Here is a 14,992-nt window from a genome sequence, read left to right as displayed (position 1 = left end):
CTGCTTTTCTCTTTTCGGCTTTTATAAAGCTTGATATAACACTTCTTCAACCTCTTTAGCTACTGCTGTTCGCGGATTTAAACGGACGAGACGTTCAAGCGGAAGCGCCTTCGCGACAATCCCGGGAATATCGTCATGCTCAATGCCGATTTCCGACAGCTTCGTCGGTAAGCCGAGATCGGCGACGAGCTGAAAAACAGCTGAAATGGCCTGCTCAGCTTTTTGCCCGGCGGTCTCCCCGCCAGTAGTCACCCGAAGCAGCTCGGCAATTCGCGCAAACTTCTCTGTACAGACGGAAGCATTATATTGCATGACATATGGGAGCAACAAGGCGATAATCTCGCCATGAGGCCGTTCACTGATTTCATAGATCGGATAGGCGAGAGCGTGAATCAGTGATGTCCCCGAGTTTGTAAATGCCAATGCGGAAAAAAGATTGCCTAACATCATGTTCGCTCTCGCTTCAAGATGACTGCCCTGATGAACAGCAAGCTGAAGATTGCGGCCAATTAATTCAATTGCTTTTTCGGCTAACTGATCGGAAAGCGGGTTTCCTCCTTGATAAATGACGTTATCTCCTGCTTCGATATAGCGATGATCCTTGGCGAAGTAAGCTTCAATCGCCTGCGATAACGCGTCCATCCCCGTACATGCTGTTAAATACGGAGGCAGCTTCAGCGTCAGCTCCGGATCGAGAAGCGAGACAGCGGGTCGCAAATTCTGATCGGAGATGCCGATTTTCAGCTTTGTCTCATCGTCTGTCACGACCGCGACCGGCGAAACATCGGCGCCTGTCCCGGCTGTCGTTGGAATGGCGATGACTGGACGTATCGCTCCCGGTACACGATTCTCTCCATAATAGTCTGAAAGCGGTCCTCCATGGGAAAGCAATAAAGAGGTCATCTTCGCCAAGTCGATGCTTGAACCGCCGCCCAGAGCGATAAACAGCTCCGGGCTGCTTTTTTTGAGCTCAGTAAAACAGGCTGAAACGGATGCGACGGACGGCTCCGTCGTTTCCTGCTGATAAACCGTCGGTTGAATGTCCGCCTGCTCAAGCACAGTTAGTAGCGGTTGAAGCAAACCGGCTTGAATGATTCCCTTGTCGGTTACTACCGCTACGCGCGTCACCTTGAAGCGTTCAACAATTCCCGGAAGCCGTTGCAATGATCCGTTGCCAAAGACAATTGACCCGGCACTCGTAAATGTCCATGCGTTTCTCACTCAAAGCCCCCACCTTTTTACGAATTCGTTCGCCTCGTATATAAATCATCTAGCTCCATCAGAGCGGATCGTCCTTCGACGATAACTTTTTCATCCTGGTTTGTCACAACTGCCTCAAGCACAAGAATCTTCTTTTTTGGCTTTTTTTCAACGACCGTTAGCGTCACGGTAATCGTATCACCGATAAAAACAGGCGCTTTAAAGTTCAGCTCCTGCCCGACGTACACATAGCCCGGATCAGTCAAATTCGTATGGGCTGTCGAAATAATCGCAGCCGTAAACATCCCGTGAACGACACGCCTTTGAAAAATCGTTTTCGTAGCGAATGCTTCATCCATATGAAGCGGATTCAAATCACCGGAAAGCCGGCCAAATGTATTGACATCCTCCTCTGTAATCGTTCTCATCTCAACATGAGTCGTGCCAATCTCCATTTGGTCAAATGGTTTTCTCGTATGTCCCATCGCTGTTCTCTCCTCACTTTCCAGCTATAACATGTCGGGAAATAATCAGCCGTTGGATTTCTGATGTCCCTTCGACAATTTCAAGCACCTTCGCATCACCGAACGCTCGGCTGACCGGATATTCAGACATGATGCCGTAACCCCCATGGAGTTGAATTGCCTGATGCGCAGCTTCCATCGCCTTTTCCGTTGCGAACAGCTTCGCCATTGATGACTCCTGGTCAAATGGCTTGCCTTCATCCTTGAGCATCGCCGCCTGATAGAGCATCAGCCGTGCCGCATGGGCATTGGTCGCCATGTCCGCCAATGCAAATTGCAACGATTGATAGTCGGTTAACGGCTTGCCGAACGTTTTTCGTTCCTGCATATATTGCAGACTGCGATCGATCGAACCTTGGATGATTCCAAGCGCCATTGCTCCAATTAAAATCCGCCCTGTGCTGATCGTGGATAATGTTTGCTTCAGTCCCTTTCCTTCTTCACCTAATAAATGGTCTTTCGGAATGCGCACTTGATCAAAGAACAATTCTCCGGTGCTTGAAGCACGCCAGCCAATTTTGTTCAGCTTTCTGCCATACGTAAATCCGGCCACCCCATTCGGGATGACAAAGTTCGAGATTTGATTCCGTCCGTCAGGCTTTTTCCCGGTCACAGCAGCAACGACGACAGGCCCCGTTATGTCATTATCGGAGTTGCTGATGAAAATCTTTGAACCGTTGATCACCCACTCGTCCCCTTCAAGCCTGGCTGTTGTTTGAATATTGGCGGCATCGGAGCCGGCATTCGGTTCGGAAAGGCCGATCGCCCCGACTTGCTCACCGGTCAAAATCGGCGGCAAGTAGCTTTCTTTCAGCTTTTTTGAACCATAGTTGTTAATCAGGCTAGCGGCCGACGAATTCGCCATAAAGGCATTCGCCACGGCACAATCCACTCGGGCCAGTTCCTCTAAAATAATCGTAAAGGAGAGCCAGTCACCTCCGGCTCCTCCTACTTCCTCAGGGTACGGGAAGCCGGCCAAGCCAAGCTCCCCGCCCTTTTTCCAGATGTCATACGGAAAGGCTTGCCCTTCCCACAGCTTTTCGGCAACCGGAGCAATTTCCGCTTCCGCAAATTCGCGCACCATTTTACGAATCATCTGCTGCTCTTCTGTTAATTGTATCGCCATCGGTATCATCTCCACCTTTCTTCCACATTCCATACTTTGAAATCGTTTACAATCAAAGCCGTGCTTCCCCTATTTCGGACGAACCTGCTTGTTCACTTGATCGTGATACGAGGTAATGACGTTTTTCTCCTTGAAGCTGGCAATCTCCTCATCCGAGTACCCGTAGCTTTGTAAAATTTCTGCGGCATGCTCACCTAAACGCGGCGGATAGCGCTTGACGGGCGGCGCCTCGCCATCGTAGCGAACTGGATGACTTAATAGCTTTACTGTGCCGACGTCAGGATGCTCCACCTCCATAATCATTTTGTTCCAGCGGACCTGTGGATCCTGAACGACGTCCTCATAATCATTAACCGGCGCGTACCAGATCTGATTTTCTTCAAAAATATCAAACCATTCTTCCGTTGTTTTCTTTTTGATTTCGGCACAAACGCTCTTGTTGATTTCCTCGCGCCTGCTCATTTGCTCCTTATCTGAAAATTGAGCAAGAACCGCGCTCTTACAAACCTTTGCCAGCTTTTCAATCGAGGTAAGGGAAATCGCAATCCAGCTGTTTGCTGTTTCATAAATGCCGTAAGGAGCCTGGTGAAAGCGGCTGCCTAAGCCTGTTGGACTGCGTTCATCAAGCGGGCCGGTATTTAAATAATAGGTCAATGGCTCGATTTGTAAATCAAGGGCGGCGTTTAATAAATTGGTCTCGACCTTCCGTCCTTTCTTTGTCCTTTCACGTTCATAAAGCGCGGCGACGATTCCAAAGGCAGCCAGAACCGCCCCGTGCTGATCGACGGCAGCTGTTCCGACCGGCACTGGCGCATCGTCTTTTTTACCGCTCAAGCTCGCCAGTCCGCTCATCGCCTGAAGAAGCAAATCCTGTCCCGGACGCTGCTGATAAGGGCCATCCGAGCCGTAACCAGTGCAGGAGCAGTAGACAATCCGTGAATTAATCGCGGCCAGCTCCTGATAGCCAAAGCCGAGTCGCTCCATGACACCCGGTCTAAAATTTTCGACGACAACATCGGCATCTTTGACGAGGCGGTAAATAATCTCTTTGCCCTCATCTGTTCGCAAATCAATGCTCAAGCTCCGCTGATTGCGGTTGCCGAGTAAGAAAAACACGCTTACGTCATCAAGATAAGATTCAGCTCCGGCCCAATGACGTTCAAACGCTCCTTTAGGTGATTCAATTTTAATGACTTCTGCTCCTAAATCAGCTAGCATCTGGACAGCTGACGGTCCCTGTAAAAAATGAGTAAAGCTGAGCACCTTGACATTTTCCAGCATGACCTAACCTCCTCGTATTTTATTTCGTGCGGGTGAGAAATTTCGCAAATCCTTCCTCTGTGTGCGGGGCGCTGTAATTGACAGCATAAGCGTGGGCTTCAAATTGGAAGCCGTCTGAAAGATTGAGCTCTGCTCCTTTATTGATCGCCTCCTTTGCTATTTTTAAAGGAAATGGCGCTTTTTCAGCGAGCTGATCCGCTAAAGCCATCGTCTCTCTTTCCAGCTGTTCATGTCTGACGATCCGGTTTAGAAAACCAAACTCCGCGCAGACATTTGCCGGGTAATATGCTCCCGTTAAAATCATTTCCTTCGCCCTATTCAAGCCGAGCTTCTTGGCGGCAAGCTGTGTTCCTCCCCAGCCAGGCATCGTATTTAAGTTAATTTCCGGAAATCCGAACGTCGCTTTTTCAGATGCAACGATCAAGTCGCAGGAAAGCGCCAGCTCAAAGCCACCTCCGAGCGCGTAGCCATTAACCATCGCGATCACCGGCTTCGGAAATTCATGAATCCGTAAAAAAGTCCGTTGGCCAAGGCGCATTTGCTCATAGGCTGCTACTGGGTCGAGCTTAGCCAATTGCTCGAGATCATTGCCGACGACAAATGCTTTTTCGCCGGCTCCGGTTATGATGACGACCTTGAGCGTCTCCTCCTTCTCAATCCGGTCAAGCACCTGATTCAGCTCACTCAAAACCTCCGGGTTAAACGCATTCAATTTATCAGCGCGGTTTACCGTGACGGTAAATACCGCATCTTCTCTTTTGGTCAGCAACGTGTTAAGCGTGGACAATGTCATACGGGAACCTCCTTACCGTCTCAGGATCACTGGCGATTTTCCGGTGCTTGATCTCCTCTCCCTCCAGCCTTGTGGCGATCCGGTATAAATGCTGCTCATCATCGCGCTTTTGATAATCAACTCTGAAGTGGCTGCCGCGTGTTTCTTTTCTCATCCGCGCCACCCGTGAAATAATTTCACCGATTAACAGTAAGTTTTCCGCTTCAATCGCGTGCGTCAGCTCTTTGCGATTGTTAACGACGATATCCATTTCAAACGTCCGGCGAAGTTCCTGCAGCTTTTCAATCGCTGTCGTTAAGCTTTCCTCGCTGCGCGTCACGAGGACATACTTCCACATAATTTCCTGCAATTGCTTTTTAAGATGATGCGGCTTTACCGTTCCTTGTTTGTCAAGAAGCATTTGCAGGCGCTCGGTTTCTCCTGTTACCTGCTCGGCCGGCACAGGCAATGCCTCAACCTGTTTGATGAATTCAGCCGCCGCCAGTCCTGCACGCTTCCCGTAAACCTGACAAGTCAGCACCATATTTCCGCCCAGCCGGTCGGCTCCATGCGGTCCACCCGATGTTTCTCCGGCGGCGTACAGTCCTTTGATCGTCGTGCATCCATGTTCATCAATCAATAAACCGCCATTGATCGCATGCCCTAATATCGCCACCTCAACCGGGGTCGTTCGCAAATCGAGATCGCGATTTTCAATCAGCCAGTTTACCGTAATGTTCCATGACTTGCGAATCTCCTCGCCGCGGGCATTATGCGGCAGTTTATCCAAATCAATCTTTGTAAAGTCAACGATCACCCCGCCATGCGGCCCCCCCCTGCCTTCCTTGATCTCAGTCTGAATCGAGACATCAATCCATTGCGAACCGTCATAGCTTGAAAATGGATAGTGACCTGAACGTAAATCCATACAGCGTTCAACCGTCATTCCTTCCGGCAAATAGTTTCGTATAAAATGTTCGCCCCGGCCATTTGTCACCTCTGGATGAAGCGCCCACAGCCATGAATTAAACATATTTTTGCACGGATAGATCAACCCCGGTCCGGCCTGCATAAATTCCATGTTAATCAGCTCGGCTCCCGCTTTAAACCCAAGTGAATAGCCGTCGCCGGTAATATCGGACGGATTAATATTATAAGAGAATAATTGCCCGGCACCGCCTGTGCCCATAATAATCGCCTTCGCCTGAAAGACAACGGTTTCCCCCTGGCGATTAAGACCGACCGCCCCGCAAACCTGGTTGTTCTCGACGAGAAACTTCGTTAACATCGTCCATTCATATACCGGAATGCCCCGCTTGTAAATCTCCTCCTTTTGCGCATGAACGATCGGTTCAGCATGCCCGGGAATTAAATGCATTCGCGGCTTCGTCGCAAAGCAGCCTAACACTTCAAAATAACTGCCATCTTCATTTTTATGGAAGGGAATGTTTAACCTTTCCAAATCCCGCAGCGTTTCAATTGATTCATCCGTCAACACTTTCGCCAGCTCAGGATCAGCCATTCCGGCCGCCGCCCGCATAACATCGGCGTAATGGACTTCCGGTGAGTCTTCAGGGTCGGCTTGCCCATCAGCAACGTTATAACCTAGAATCTCCGCTATTTTGTAGGCACTTGCCCCGCTCGTTCCAAATGCGCCCTTCATGACAACGGCTACCGAAGCCCCGCTGTCATGCGCGGCGATCGCCGCTTTTCCGGCTGCGGCTCCACCGCCGATGACAAGCACATCGCATTGAATATCTTTTCTCATTGATCTCCCTCCTCTTCTCTCCTTTTTTCCTATAATACTTTCAAGTACGTGTTTCCTTTCAGAACGACGGTTCCATCCTGTTTTGTGACGACCGCATCAAAGATGCACGTGTTTTTTTCCTCGTCTTTTTCTTTTAAATCGAGCCGGGCCGTTACCGTATCACCAATCAGAACGGGCGCGGTAAAGGTCACGTCATAACGATACGAGACCGCGCCCGGATCCGGAACGCGCTGAGCCATGAACCCCATCACCGTCGCGATATATCCGACAGAAAGCGCTCCTTGGGCAATCCTTGTGCCGAAACGGGTTTTCTTTGCATATTCCTCATCGACATGCACCCCGTAAAAATCACCGACAATCCCGGCAAACCCATATACATCATATTCGCTGACCGTTTTCGAAAACTGAGAATTGTCTCCAATTTGAAACACATCCATATTGGCACGCTTAGCCATATGTTCACTCTCCTTCACTTAGGTGGCAGCTGGCCGCATCTGGATCTTTGGACTGGCTCCAAATGCTGGCAGGCTGCTCCTTTCTAATTGTTGCGGTTATTCTTTTTGAGCCTGAATGGCTTCATATAGCTCCTGTCCATTTGGAATTCCATTTAACAAGTCATCATAGATCGCTGAAGCCTGCTCCTGCATACCCGCAGTGTCACTCTCAATGACGGTGACGCCTGCTTCCTGCATCTCGGCAATCGATTCATCAAACGACTGATAATAGTAATCCATTCCTTCGGCCAATGCTTCCTCCGCAGCTTCTGTTAACGCCTGCTGTTGATTTTCACTTAATTGCTCCCAGACCGCTTTCGAAATAATTAGCGTTGCTGGTAAATAATGGACTTTTGTAATATTGTAATAATCGGCTACTTCTACAAAACGGTCCATGACAAATTGGTCCGGAGATGTATCAGCGCCATCAACGACGCCTTGTTGTAATGCTGTATACACTTCTGAATAAGCCATCGCGGTTGGCTGGGCTCCCAATGCTTCGTATGCTGCCACATACCCGGGAGCCTCCATCACGCGAACGCGAAACCCATTAAAATCATCAGCTGTGTCAAGCGGTTTAGAAGAAAACACATTTCGCTCCATCGCCGATAAGAAGCCAAGTCCTATTAAATCGTGCTCATCAAGCATCTCCAAATATTGATCTCCTACTTCACTTTGTAAAATCGCATTCGCTTCATCCAGGTCATCAAACAAGTACGGCAAGTCAAACATCGACCATTCCGGCACCATATTTGTCAATGGAGCCTGCGCTGTAATAAGCATTTCCTGATTTCCGGCCTGCGCAGCTTGAATCATCGCTACTTCCCCACCAAGCTGTGATTGAGGGAAGACATTAATTGTAATGCTACCGCCTGTCTTTTCCTCGACAAGTTCAGCCAGTCTTTCCGAGACGACGTGATAATGACTGTCCGGAGCAAGCGTATGTCCGATATTAAATTCAAAGCTTTCCTCTTCCCCGGCAGATGCCTCTCCATTTTCTCCGCCTCCGGTTCCACCAGACGTATCAGAAGCTGCCGTATCCTCTCCTCCACATGCAGCTAATCCAATGCAAACGGCTGTAAGTAAAGCAACTAAGATTAATAATGACTTCTTCACTGTTTTCACTCTCCTCTTTTGATTCTTATGATAACTTTCAACCAGCGACCGGCTTCCTGTGTAAAATCCCCCCTTTTAACCTGTATTCCTTTACAGATTCGGAAGCCACAATGTCAAAAATGGCAGATAAGTTATTAACAATACATTCGTAATCAAAACCGCTAAAAAGATCGCCAGCGGCCTGAAAAGCTGATCGATTCTCAGCTTTGCAATCTGACAAGCAACAAACAGATTGACCCCTACAGGCGGTGTAACCATTCCGATTGCCAGGTTGACAATCATCACAATTCCGAAATGAATCGGATCGATGCCAAACTGGACAGCAATCGGTGCAAGAATCGGCCCTAAAATAATAATCGCCGCCAAGGTTTCCATGAACATCCCTGTAATAAATAAGAGGATATTAACGAGAATGAGAAAGACGATCGGGCTGTCTGAGATTTGCGCTATTGTTTCTGCAACCATATGAGGCACTTGATTAATCGTCAGGATATAACCGAAAATCGAGGCAAACCCGACGAGCAGAAGAATAATCCCGGTCGTGACCGCCGCCTTACCAAGGATGTCGCCGATATCTTTCATTGTAATTTCGCGGTAAATAAAATAGCCGACGATAAAACCATAGACAACCGCCACGACTGCCGCCTCTGTCGGAGTAAAGAGGCCAAAGTAAATTCCGCCAAGAATAATGATCGGCATCAAGAGCGCCCAGAAAGCATCCTTAAACGCTTTCCACAGCTCTTTAAACCAGCTGCCTTTGTCAATTTGCGTGACTTCATCAAAGCCTTTTATTTTGGCTACAATTGAAACCGTTATCATTAATGACAAGCCGATTAAAATGCCGGGAACGATGCCGGCAAGAAACAAGCCACCGATTGAAACATTGGCTACCAGTCCATAGACGATCATCGAAATAGAAGGAGGAATAATAACGCCCAATTCACCGGATGACGCCGTCAAAGCGGTCGCGAAATTTCGCGGATAGCCTTTTTTCTCCATTGATGGGATCATGACCGAGCCAATTGCCGCAGTTGTTGCCGACGAAGAACCTGACATTGTTGAAAAAAACATCGTCGTCAGAACCGAGGCAGCCCCCAGCCCCCCTCTGAACCAGCCGACAAGCACATTCGCCAAAGCGAGCAGCCGTTTGGCAATGCCGCCTTTCTGCATCAACGCACCTGCGAGAATGAAAAACGGAACAGCCATTAATGAAAACTTATCCAGTCCTTCGAAAACCTTTTGGGCAACAACGCCAATCGCTTTGCCTTCCAGCTGCAACAGCAAAATCGATGAAAGCCCGAGCGAGATCGCGATCGGCACCCCGATTATAAATAAAACACCAAGTAACAAAAACAATTTCAAAGTCATTAATCTACCCCTCCTTTACACTTTCTTTAATCTAAAGATTCGTAGGCTTCATCTTCCATTGAAACAAATCGGATATCGCCTTTTTTGAGGAAGACATTAATGAATAATGTGATCAAATTCAACGTTCCTAATAAAGCGCCAATCGGCATCGAAAGATAGACAGCCAGCATCGGAATCCCCATAACAGGTGACGTCTGTCTCCCACCCTGATTCAGCGCAAACTCAAAGCCTAAGTAAAGTAAATATCCAAAGAAGACCATCGTCAGCAAATGAGCACCGGTTTTCAGCGCTTTGCCTAAGCTCGCCGGCAAGGAATGAATCAGCACCTCAAGCGCGATCAGCTTATCTGTCCTGACGGCGACAGCTCCTCCGATAAAAACAGACCAAATCATTAAATACCTTGCCAGTTCCTCCGTCCACGGCACAGACAGGCGAATATCCATCGCCGTGAAGACAAAACGAACGAGCACCTGTAAAAAGATCGATAAAGTCATCACCGCGAACGCCGCACTAAGAGAGATGACAGCGAAGCGGTTTAAACGATCAACCAACCTGACGAACCTCATACTTTCCCTCCTCCTTATTTTTCCTGAACAGTAGCGCCACACGTTTTTCGGATAATCAACTGTGGACTTAATTTAATTTGCCATGCATTCAATTCAGAAGGCGGCAAATTATTTTCCTGTTCATCAATTTTCTGCATCAGCCTTTCCACTGCCAGCTTTGACATTTCCTCTACGGCCTGATTAACCGTCGTCAGACCGATAAAGCTGTGACCAGACAGGCGAATGTTATCAAAACCGACAATTGCGACCTCTTCAGGAACGCGATAGCCGAGCTCCGACAGGCCTTCCATTGCCTCCATTGCGATGAAATCGGCCGAAGTAAAGATTGCAGTCGGCTTGATTTTATCACTGTACATCACCCGGATCGCCTCTCTAACTTTCGTTTCAATGTTTTTAAAGCCAACCTCGTGCATTAAATGGGGATAGACTTTCAATCCATTGACAGTGAGCGCCTTATGATAGCCTTCAAACCGGCTCTCGACCGTTTCAGATTCACTTGAGCCGTAAATCATACTAATCCGTTTATGGCCGAGCCGAATTAAGTGACTCACTGCTTCAAAGGCTCCTTTATAGTTGTCCTGGACGATATAATCCACTTGCTTCCGCTTGTTCTTCCGATTGTACAGCACATATGGAATCTGACTGTGATCCAGCTGCTCTATGAGCCTATGATCATCCTTGTACATCGAGCCGATGATGATTCCATCGACCCGTTTCGCAATCAGAAAGGAGATATATTCTGCCATCTTGCTCGACTTTTCTTCGTTGACATACAGCATGACATGACTATCAAACTTTGAAGCCTCTTTTACAATACATTCTGCGCTTTCAGCAAAAAACGGATTATCTAGCCCGCCGACTATAAGACCAATTGTAAACGTTCTTTTTTTAATCATGCTTCTCGCGATAAGATCGGGGTAGTACTTGTACTGATCGATCGCCTCCTGAACTTTCTTTTTCGTCCTTTCCTTCACAAAAGGATAGTTGTTAATTACACGGGACACCGTAGCTGTCGATACGCCTGCTTTTTTGGCAATGTCTTTCATCGTTGGTTTATGCATCGGGACACACTCACTTTTTCCCTACTATTTTGTAATCGTTTACAATTATCCATTTACTTGTAAACGATTACAAGTAAACTGTTGTTCCTTCCTCCTTCGCCTCCTTTTTTTCTCAACGATTGTGTTTTCCTTCTTTTCATCTTTGTAATCGTTTGCAAAAATAGGCTTCTTTTTCGTAAATTCAGAATATTATAAGATGACGTAATAGTCAAGTTCTTTTTTTTAAAGGGCTGGAAAAAAGGAAAAAAAGCTTCTATCCCAGTCAAGCACCTTTTCGTACCTTCTTTTAACGCTTATGAAGGGGAGACCCCCGCAGCTGAAATAGACTTCGCTTTCCACGGAAGCTGGTGAGCTTCTTCTTCGAGTTACGAAAAAAGAAGGGGTTCAGTGGCCTCCATACGTAACGGATTCAAGAGTGTGAAGTTGGTCTGTTTTACATATCGATTTTACATGATCCAAGCGGCTCGTCGCCCCCCTTCCTACGATAAAAAAGAGACGGGATAAAAGGTTGTTTTTTTACCTTTTATCCCCGCCTCTAAGCAATGAGCGGAACCACCACGATCTTTTTTTAAAGCCCGCTGTGAGGAAGCTGCTGAAAAAGTGAAAATCGTACTTTTTCAGCAGCTTTTTCGTAATGAGCGTAGCCGTTGCCTGATTTTGAAAGCCTTGCTACGAGTGGGTTTTTCGTAGTAAGGCGCGCAACGCGCGGAGCCATTACTCTTCTTCGAGTTACGGAAAAAGAGGTTTTTCAGTGGCCTCGTTGTGAGTGGGTTTCTCACAACGGGCTTGTGGCGTGTGAAGCCATTGCCAGTAGGTCCAAAGCTAGTTTTGTCTCAAGCTCAATGTTACGATGTTTTTGACGTTTTCATTTTTCAATAGAAGAATGGCAAGGCGGCTATTCGCTTTCGACGACTTTTTCCTTTAGCAGCTTGTTTCTCAGCTCATATTGCGCAAAAAGTTCGGTCAGCAATTGACTGATTTGTTCCTCATCCCGTTTCTTCACCGCTTCAAGAAACGACTTCTGCAGCTTCTCATGTTGAGCCGCCCATTCTTTTTCCTGCTTTGATTCGGCGAGCAGCTCCCGCTTTTGCGCTTCATTGATCGCTTTCAGCAAAAGATCGCGCTCTTTTTTGATATTCTGCCAGCGCTCCACCTCATGCGGCTGATTTTTTTCAGCAAGCAGCTCGTAATAATAATCGATGTGATCATTGATTCCTTCCGCGCATGGCCATGGTCTTTCCTCTTCGCTCTCCGCTTGCTCCGCCTGAACAAAATCAGACAAGCTGACAGCGGTCAGCGCTGCGGTGATACCGACTATTTGCAGCACGAGAAACAGCCTCCAAAAATGTTTCACAGATGATCATTCCTTCCACGTTTTAGTAGTAGAATAACCATCATTGTTAAAAACATGCATCCGTTACAGCCTCTCTCTCGCACCGCTCCTATTAATAAAGCGAAATCGTCTCGGCATTCATCTGCTCGAGCCGTTGCTTCACACTTGCCAGAAATCTGCCGCACACTAAGCCGTCAAGGACGCGGTGATCGAGCGAAAGGCAGAGATTGACCATGCTTCTGATCGCAATCATATCTCCGCTCTCCGACTCAATTACGACGGGACGTTTAACGATTGATTCAACGGACAAAATCGCCGCCTGTGGATGGTTAATAATCGGCGTTGACAAAATCGAACCAAATGAGCCGGTGTTATTAATCGTAAACGTGCCGCCCTGCATATCGGTCTGCGCCAGCTTACCGGAACGGACCTTCATCGCCAGCTCGTTCACCTCACGCGCCAGACCTTTGATTGACTTCTCGTCAGCGTGCTTGATTACCGGTACAAATAACGCATCTTCTGTCGCTACGGCCAGAGAAATATGAATATCCTTTTTCTGAATGATTTTATCTTCTGCCCACATTGCATTCAGCTGTGGGTACTCTTTCAGAGCTTCCACTGCCGCTTTAATAAAAAACGGGAGAAAGGTCAGGCTGTGCCCTTCTTTTTCTTTGAATGCCGCTTTTTGTTGATCGCGATAACGGACAAGATTTGTCACGTCGACTTCGACCGTCATCCAGGCATGCGGGGTTTCCCGCTTGCTTTTCACCATGTTGGCGGCGATCGCTTTGCGCGCGCCGGAAATTGGGATCTCCAGATCACCCTCGGTGCTTTGGATCGGCTCAGCTGTGCGCGACTTCGGCTCAGTTCCCGTTTCTGACCGAGCTGGTGCTTCCGCTTTAGCCACCGGGACCGTTCCTTCAGCAATCAGCTTTTGGATATCCTTGCGGGTAATCCGCCCGCTTTTTCCAGAGCCGGTTACTTGTGTCAGATCAATCCCGTGCTCCTGCGACATTTTTAACACGGCAGGTGAATAGCGATGCTTCTGTGACGGTGCCGCCGAATCGCTTTCCGGCTTTGTCGGCTCGGGCTGCGGCACGGCAGCGTCTTGCTGTTCGCCCTTTGGCTCTGTGCCTTCGACGTCAATTGTGCAGATGACGACGCCAACCTCTACCGTCTCGTCCTCCTGGACAAGCAATTCTTTAATAATCCCTGTGTAGGAGGAAGGTACCTCGGCATTGACTTTATCTGTCATGACTTCAGCAATGGGATCATACTTGTTCACATGGTCTCCCGGACTAACGAGCCATTTGCTGATCGTTCCTTCCGTTACACTTTCCCCAAGCTGAGGCATTTTCATTTCAGTTGCCACGTATCTCACCTCATTTCTAAAATTCAGCCAGTTCACGCATTGCTTTTTCTACTTTATCCGGATTGATCATAAAAAATTTCTCCATTGTCGGCGCATACGGCATCGCCGGAATATCCGGACCAGCTAACCGCTGAATCGGCGCATCAAGATCGAACAAACAATGCTCGGCGATAACCGCGGCCACTTCACTCATAATGCTGCCTTCCTTATTGGCCTCTGTGACGAGCAGCACTTTCCCGGTCTTGCGTGCCGCTTCGATCACCGCCTCCTGATCAAGCGGATAGACCGTACGTAAATCGAGAATATGCGCCTGAATACCGTCCTTTTCAAGCCGCTCCGCCGCCTGCAGGGCAAAATGTACCGCCAGGCCGTATGTGATGACGGTAATATCGTCGCCTTCCCGCTTTACATCAGCTTTTCCAATTGGCAGTGTGTATTCTTCTGCCGGAACTTCGCCTTTAATCAAACGGTAGGCCCGCTTATGCTCAAAAAACAAAACGGGGTCATCGGAACGAATAGCCGCTTTCAGTAGTCCTTTCACATCATAAGGAGTTGACGGCATGACAATTTTCAAGCCCGGTACATTGGCAAAAATCGCTTCGACTGATTGCGAATGATACAGGGCGCCATGCACGCCGCCCCCATATGGAGCGCGGATCGTGATCGGACATTGCCAATCATTATTGGAACGATAACGGACTTTAGCCGCTTCAGAGATAATTTGGTTGACAGCCGGCATAATAAAATCGGCAAATTGCATTTCGGCCACAGGGCGCATACCGTACATCGCCGCGCCGACCCCGACGCCGGCAATCGCCGATTCAGCTAGCGGCGTATCGATTACCCGCTCTTCGCCAAACTGCTCGTACAAGCCATTCGTCGCCCGGAAAACACCGCCGCGTGCTCCGACATCCTCCCCTAAAATGAATACATCCTGATCGCGTTCCATCTCCTCGCGGAGAGCTTGCGTCACTGCTTCGATATATGAAATTACTGGCATTGCCTCATTTC

At 48.3% G+C, this 14,992-nt stretch carries 14 protein-coding genes; all 14 read right to left on the bottom strand.

Features of this window, described 5'->3' with window-relative positions:
• Positions 1-21 precede the first annotated feature (21 nt).
• The 14 genes from ABMB67_RS18440 to ABMB67_RS18375 all read right to left on the bottom strand — a co-directional run bounded on the left by ABMB67_RS18440 (position 22) and on the right by ABMB67_RS18375 (position 14,981).
• Entirely contained in the window at positions 22-1,221 is a 1,200-nt protein-coding gene (locus ABMB67_RS18440) for a hydroxyacid-oxoacid transhydrogenase (protein ID WP_354572972.1), read from the bottom strand.
• 17 nt (positions 1,222-1,238) lie between these two features.
• Positions 1,239-1,685 carry a MaoC family dehydratase gene (locus ABMB67_RS18435; RefSeq protein ID WP_251223963.1) on the bottom strand — a complete coding sequence of 149 codons (447 nt, stop codon included), beginning with the start codon at positions 1,683-1,685 and terminating at the stop codon, positions 1,239-1,241.
• 13 nt (positions 1,686-1,698) lie between these two features.
• Positions 1,699-2,850, bottom strand: a complete 1,152-nt coding sequence (locus ABMB67_RS18430) for an acyl-CoA dehydrogenase family protein (protein ID WP_354572971.1) — start codon at positions 2,848-2,850, stop codon at positions 1,699-1,701.
• Between the two features lie 69 nt (positions 2,851-2,919).
• The gene (locus ABMB67_RS18425) at positions 2,920-4,131 is read right to left on the bottom strand and encodes a CaiB/BaiF CoA transferase family protein (RefSeq protein WP_354572970.1); all 1,212 of its coding nucleotides are present in this window, start codon (positions 4,129-4,131) and stop codon (positions 2,920-2,922) included.
• A gap of 19 nt (positions 4,132-4,150) precedes the next feature.
• On the bottom strand, positions 4,151-4,924 hold the full coding sequence (locus tag ABMB67_RS18420) for an enoyl-CoA hydratase/isomerase family protein (protein ID WP_251191891.1): 774 nt from the start codon (positions 4,922-4,924) through the stop codon (positions 4,151-4,153).
• Positions 4,905-6,671: an FAD-binding protein gene (locus ABMB67_RS18415; protein WP_354572969.1), complete on the bottom strand. Its 1,767-nt coding sequence runs from the start codon at positions 6,669-6,671 to the stop codon at positions 4,905-4,907. The genes ABMB67_RS18420 and ABMB67_RS18415 overlap by 20 nt, the downstream gene beginning before the upstream one ends.
• A 29-nt stretch (positions 6,672-6,700) precedes the next feature.
• Positions 6,701-7,126, bottom strand: a complete 426-nt coding sequence (locus ABMB67_RS18410; RefSeq protein WP_251191889.1) for a MaoC family dehydratase — start codon at positions 7,124-7,126, stop codon at positions 6,701-6,703.
• Between the two features lie 96 nt (positions 7,127-7,222).
• A complete protein-coding gene (locus tag ABMB67_RS18405; RefSeq protein WP_251191888.1) occupies positions 7,223-8,281 on the bottom strand; it encodes a TRAP transporter substrate-binding protein in 1,059 nt (352 codons plus the stop codon).
• Positions 8,282-8,371: 90 nt separating this feature from the next.
• Positions 8,372-9,649, bottom strand: a complete 1,278-nt coding sequence (locus tag ABMB67_RS18400; RefSeq protein WP_251223969.1) for a TRAP transporter large permease — start codon at positions 9,647-9,649, stop codon at positions 8,372-8,374.
• 26 nt (positions 9,650-9,675) lie between these two features.
• Positions 9,676-10,215 carry a TRAP transporter small permease gene (locus ABMB67_RS18395; protein WP_354572968.1) on the bottom strand — a complete coding sequence of 180 codons (540 nt, stop codon included), beginning with the start codon at positions 10,213-10,215 and terminating at the stop codon, positions 9,676-9,678.
• Between the two features lie 14 nt (positions 10,216-10,229).
• Positions 10,230-11,276 (bottom strand): LacI family DNA-binding transcriptional regulator, encoded by a 1,047-nt coding sequence (locus tag ABMB67_RS18390; RefSeq protein WP_354572967.1) that lies wholly within the window; start codon positions 11,274-11,276, stop codon positions 10,230-10,232.
• Positions 11,277-12,171: 895 nt separating this feature from the next.
• Positions 12,172-12,630, bottom strand: a complete 459-nt coding sequence (locus tag ABMB67_RS18385; protein WP_354572966.1) for a hypothetical protein — start codon at positions 12,628-12,630, stop codon at positions 12,172-12,174.
• Between the two features lie 91 nt (positions 12,631-12,721).
• A complete protein-coding gene (locus ABMB67_RS18380) occupies positions 12,722-13,981 on the bottom strand; it encodes a dihydrolipoamide acetyltransferase family protein (RefSeq protein WP_354572965.1) in 1,260 nt (419 codons plus the stop codon).
• A 16-nt stretch (positions 13,982-13,997) separates the two neighbouring features.
• A complete protein-coding gene (locus ABMB67_RS18375) occupies positions 13,998-14,981 on the bottom strand; it encodes an alpha-ketoacid dehydrogenase subunit beta (RefSeq protein ID WP_251223973.1) in 984 nt (327 codons plus the stop codon).
• Positions 14,982-14,992: the final 11 nt, after the last annotated feature.

The organism is Halalkalibacter oceani, from assembly GCF_040544555.1.
Classification (GTDB): domain Bacteria; phylum Bacillota; class Bacilli; order Bacillales; family Bacillaceae_D; genus Halalkalibacter; species Halalkalibacter oceani.
Note: the sequence above shows the minus strand (reverse complement) of the source record. Positions and strands in the feature narration are given on the sequence as shown.

Bases quoted from the DNA above. Each gene is read 5' to 3' on its own strand.
- ABMB67_RS18435 (WP_251223963.1), bottom strand. From the start codon at position 1,685: ATGGGACATACGAGAAAACCATTTGACCAAATGGAGATTGGCACGACT.
- ABMB67_RS18430 (WP_354572971.1), bottom strand. From the start codon at position 2,850: ATGGCGATACAATTAACAGAAGAGCAGCAGATGATTCGTAAAATGGTG.
- ABMB67_RS18425 (WP_354572970.1), bottom strand. From the start codon at position 4,131: ATGCTGGAAAATGTCAAGGTGCTCAGCTTTACTCATTTTTTACAGGGA.
- ABMB67_RS18420 (WP_251191891.1), bottom strand. From the start codon at position 4,924: ATGACATTGTCCACGCTTAACACGTTGCTGACCAAAAGAGAAGATGCG.
- ABMB67_RS18415 (WP_354572969.1), bottom strand. From the start codon at position 6,671: ATGAGAAAAGATATTCAATGCGATGTGCTTGTCATCGGCGGTGGAGCC.
- ABMB67_RS18410 (WP_251191889.1), bottom strand. From the start codon at position 7,126: ATGGCTAAGCGTGCCAATATGGATGTGTTTCAAATTGGAGACAATTCT.
- ABMB67_RS18400 (WP_251223969.1), bottom strand. From the start codon at position 9,649: ATGACTTTGAAATTGTTTTTGTTACTTGGTGTTTTATTTATAATCGGG.
- ABMB67_RS18395 (WP_354572968.1), bottom strand. From the start codon at position 10,215: ATGAGGTTCGTCAGGTTGGTTGATCGTTTAAACCGCTTCGCTGTCATC.
- ABMB67_RS18390 (WP_354572967.1), bottom strand. From the start codon at position 11,276: ATGCATAAACCAACGATGAAAGACATTGCCAAAAAAGCAGGCGTATCG.
- ABMB67_RS18375 (WP_251223973.1), bottom strand. From the start codon at position 14,981: ATGCCAGTAATTTCATATATCGAAGCAGTGACGCAAGCTCTCCGCGAG.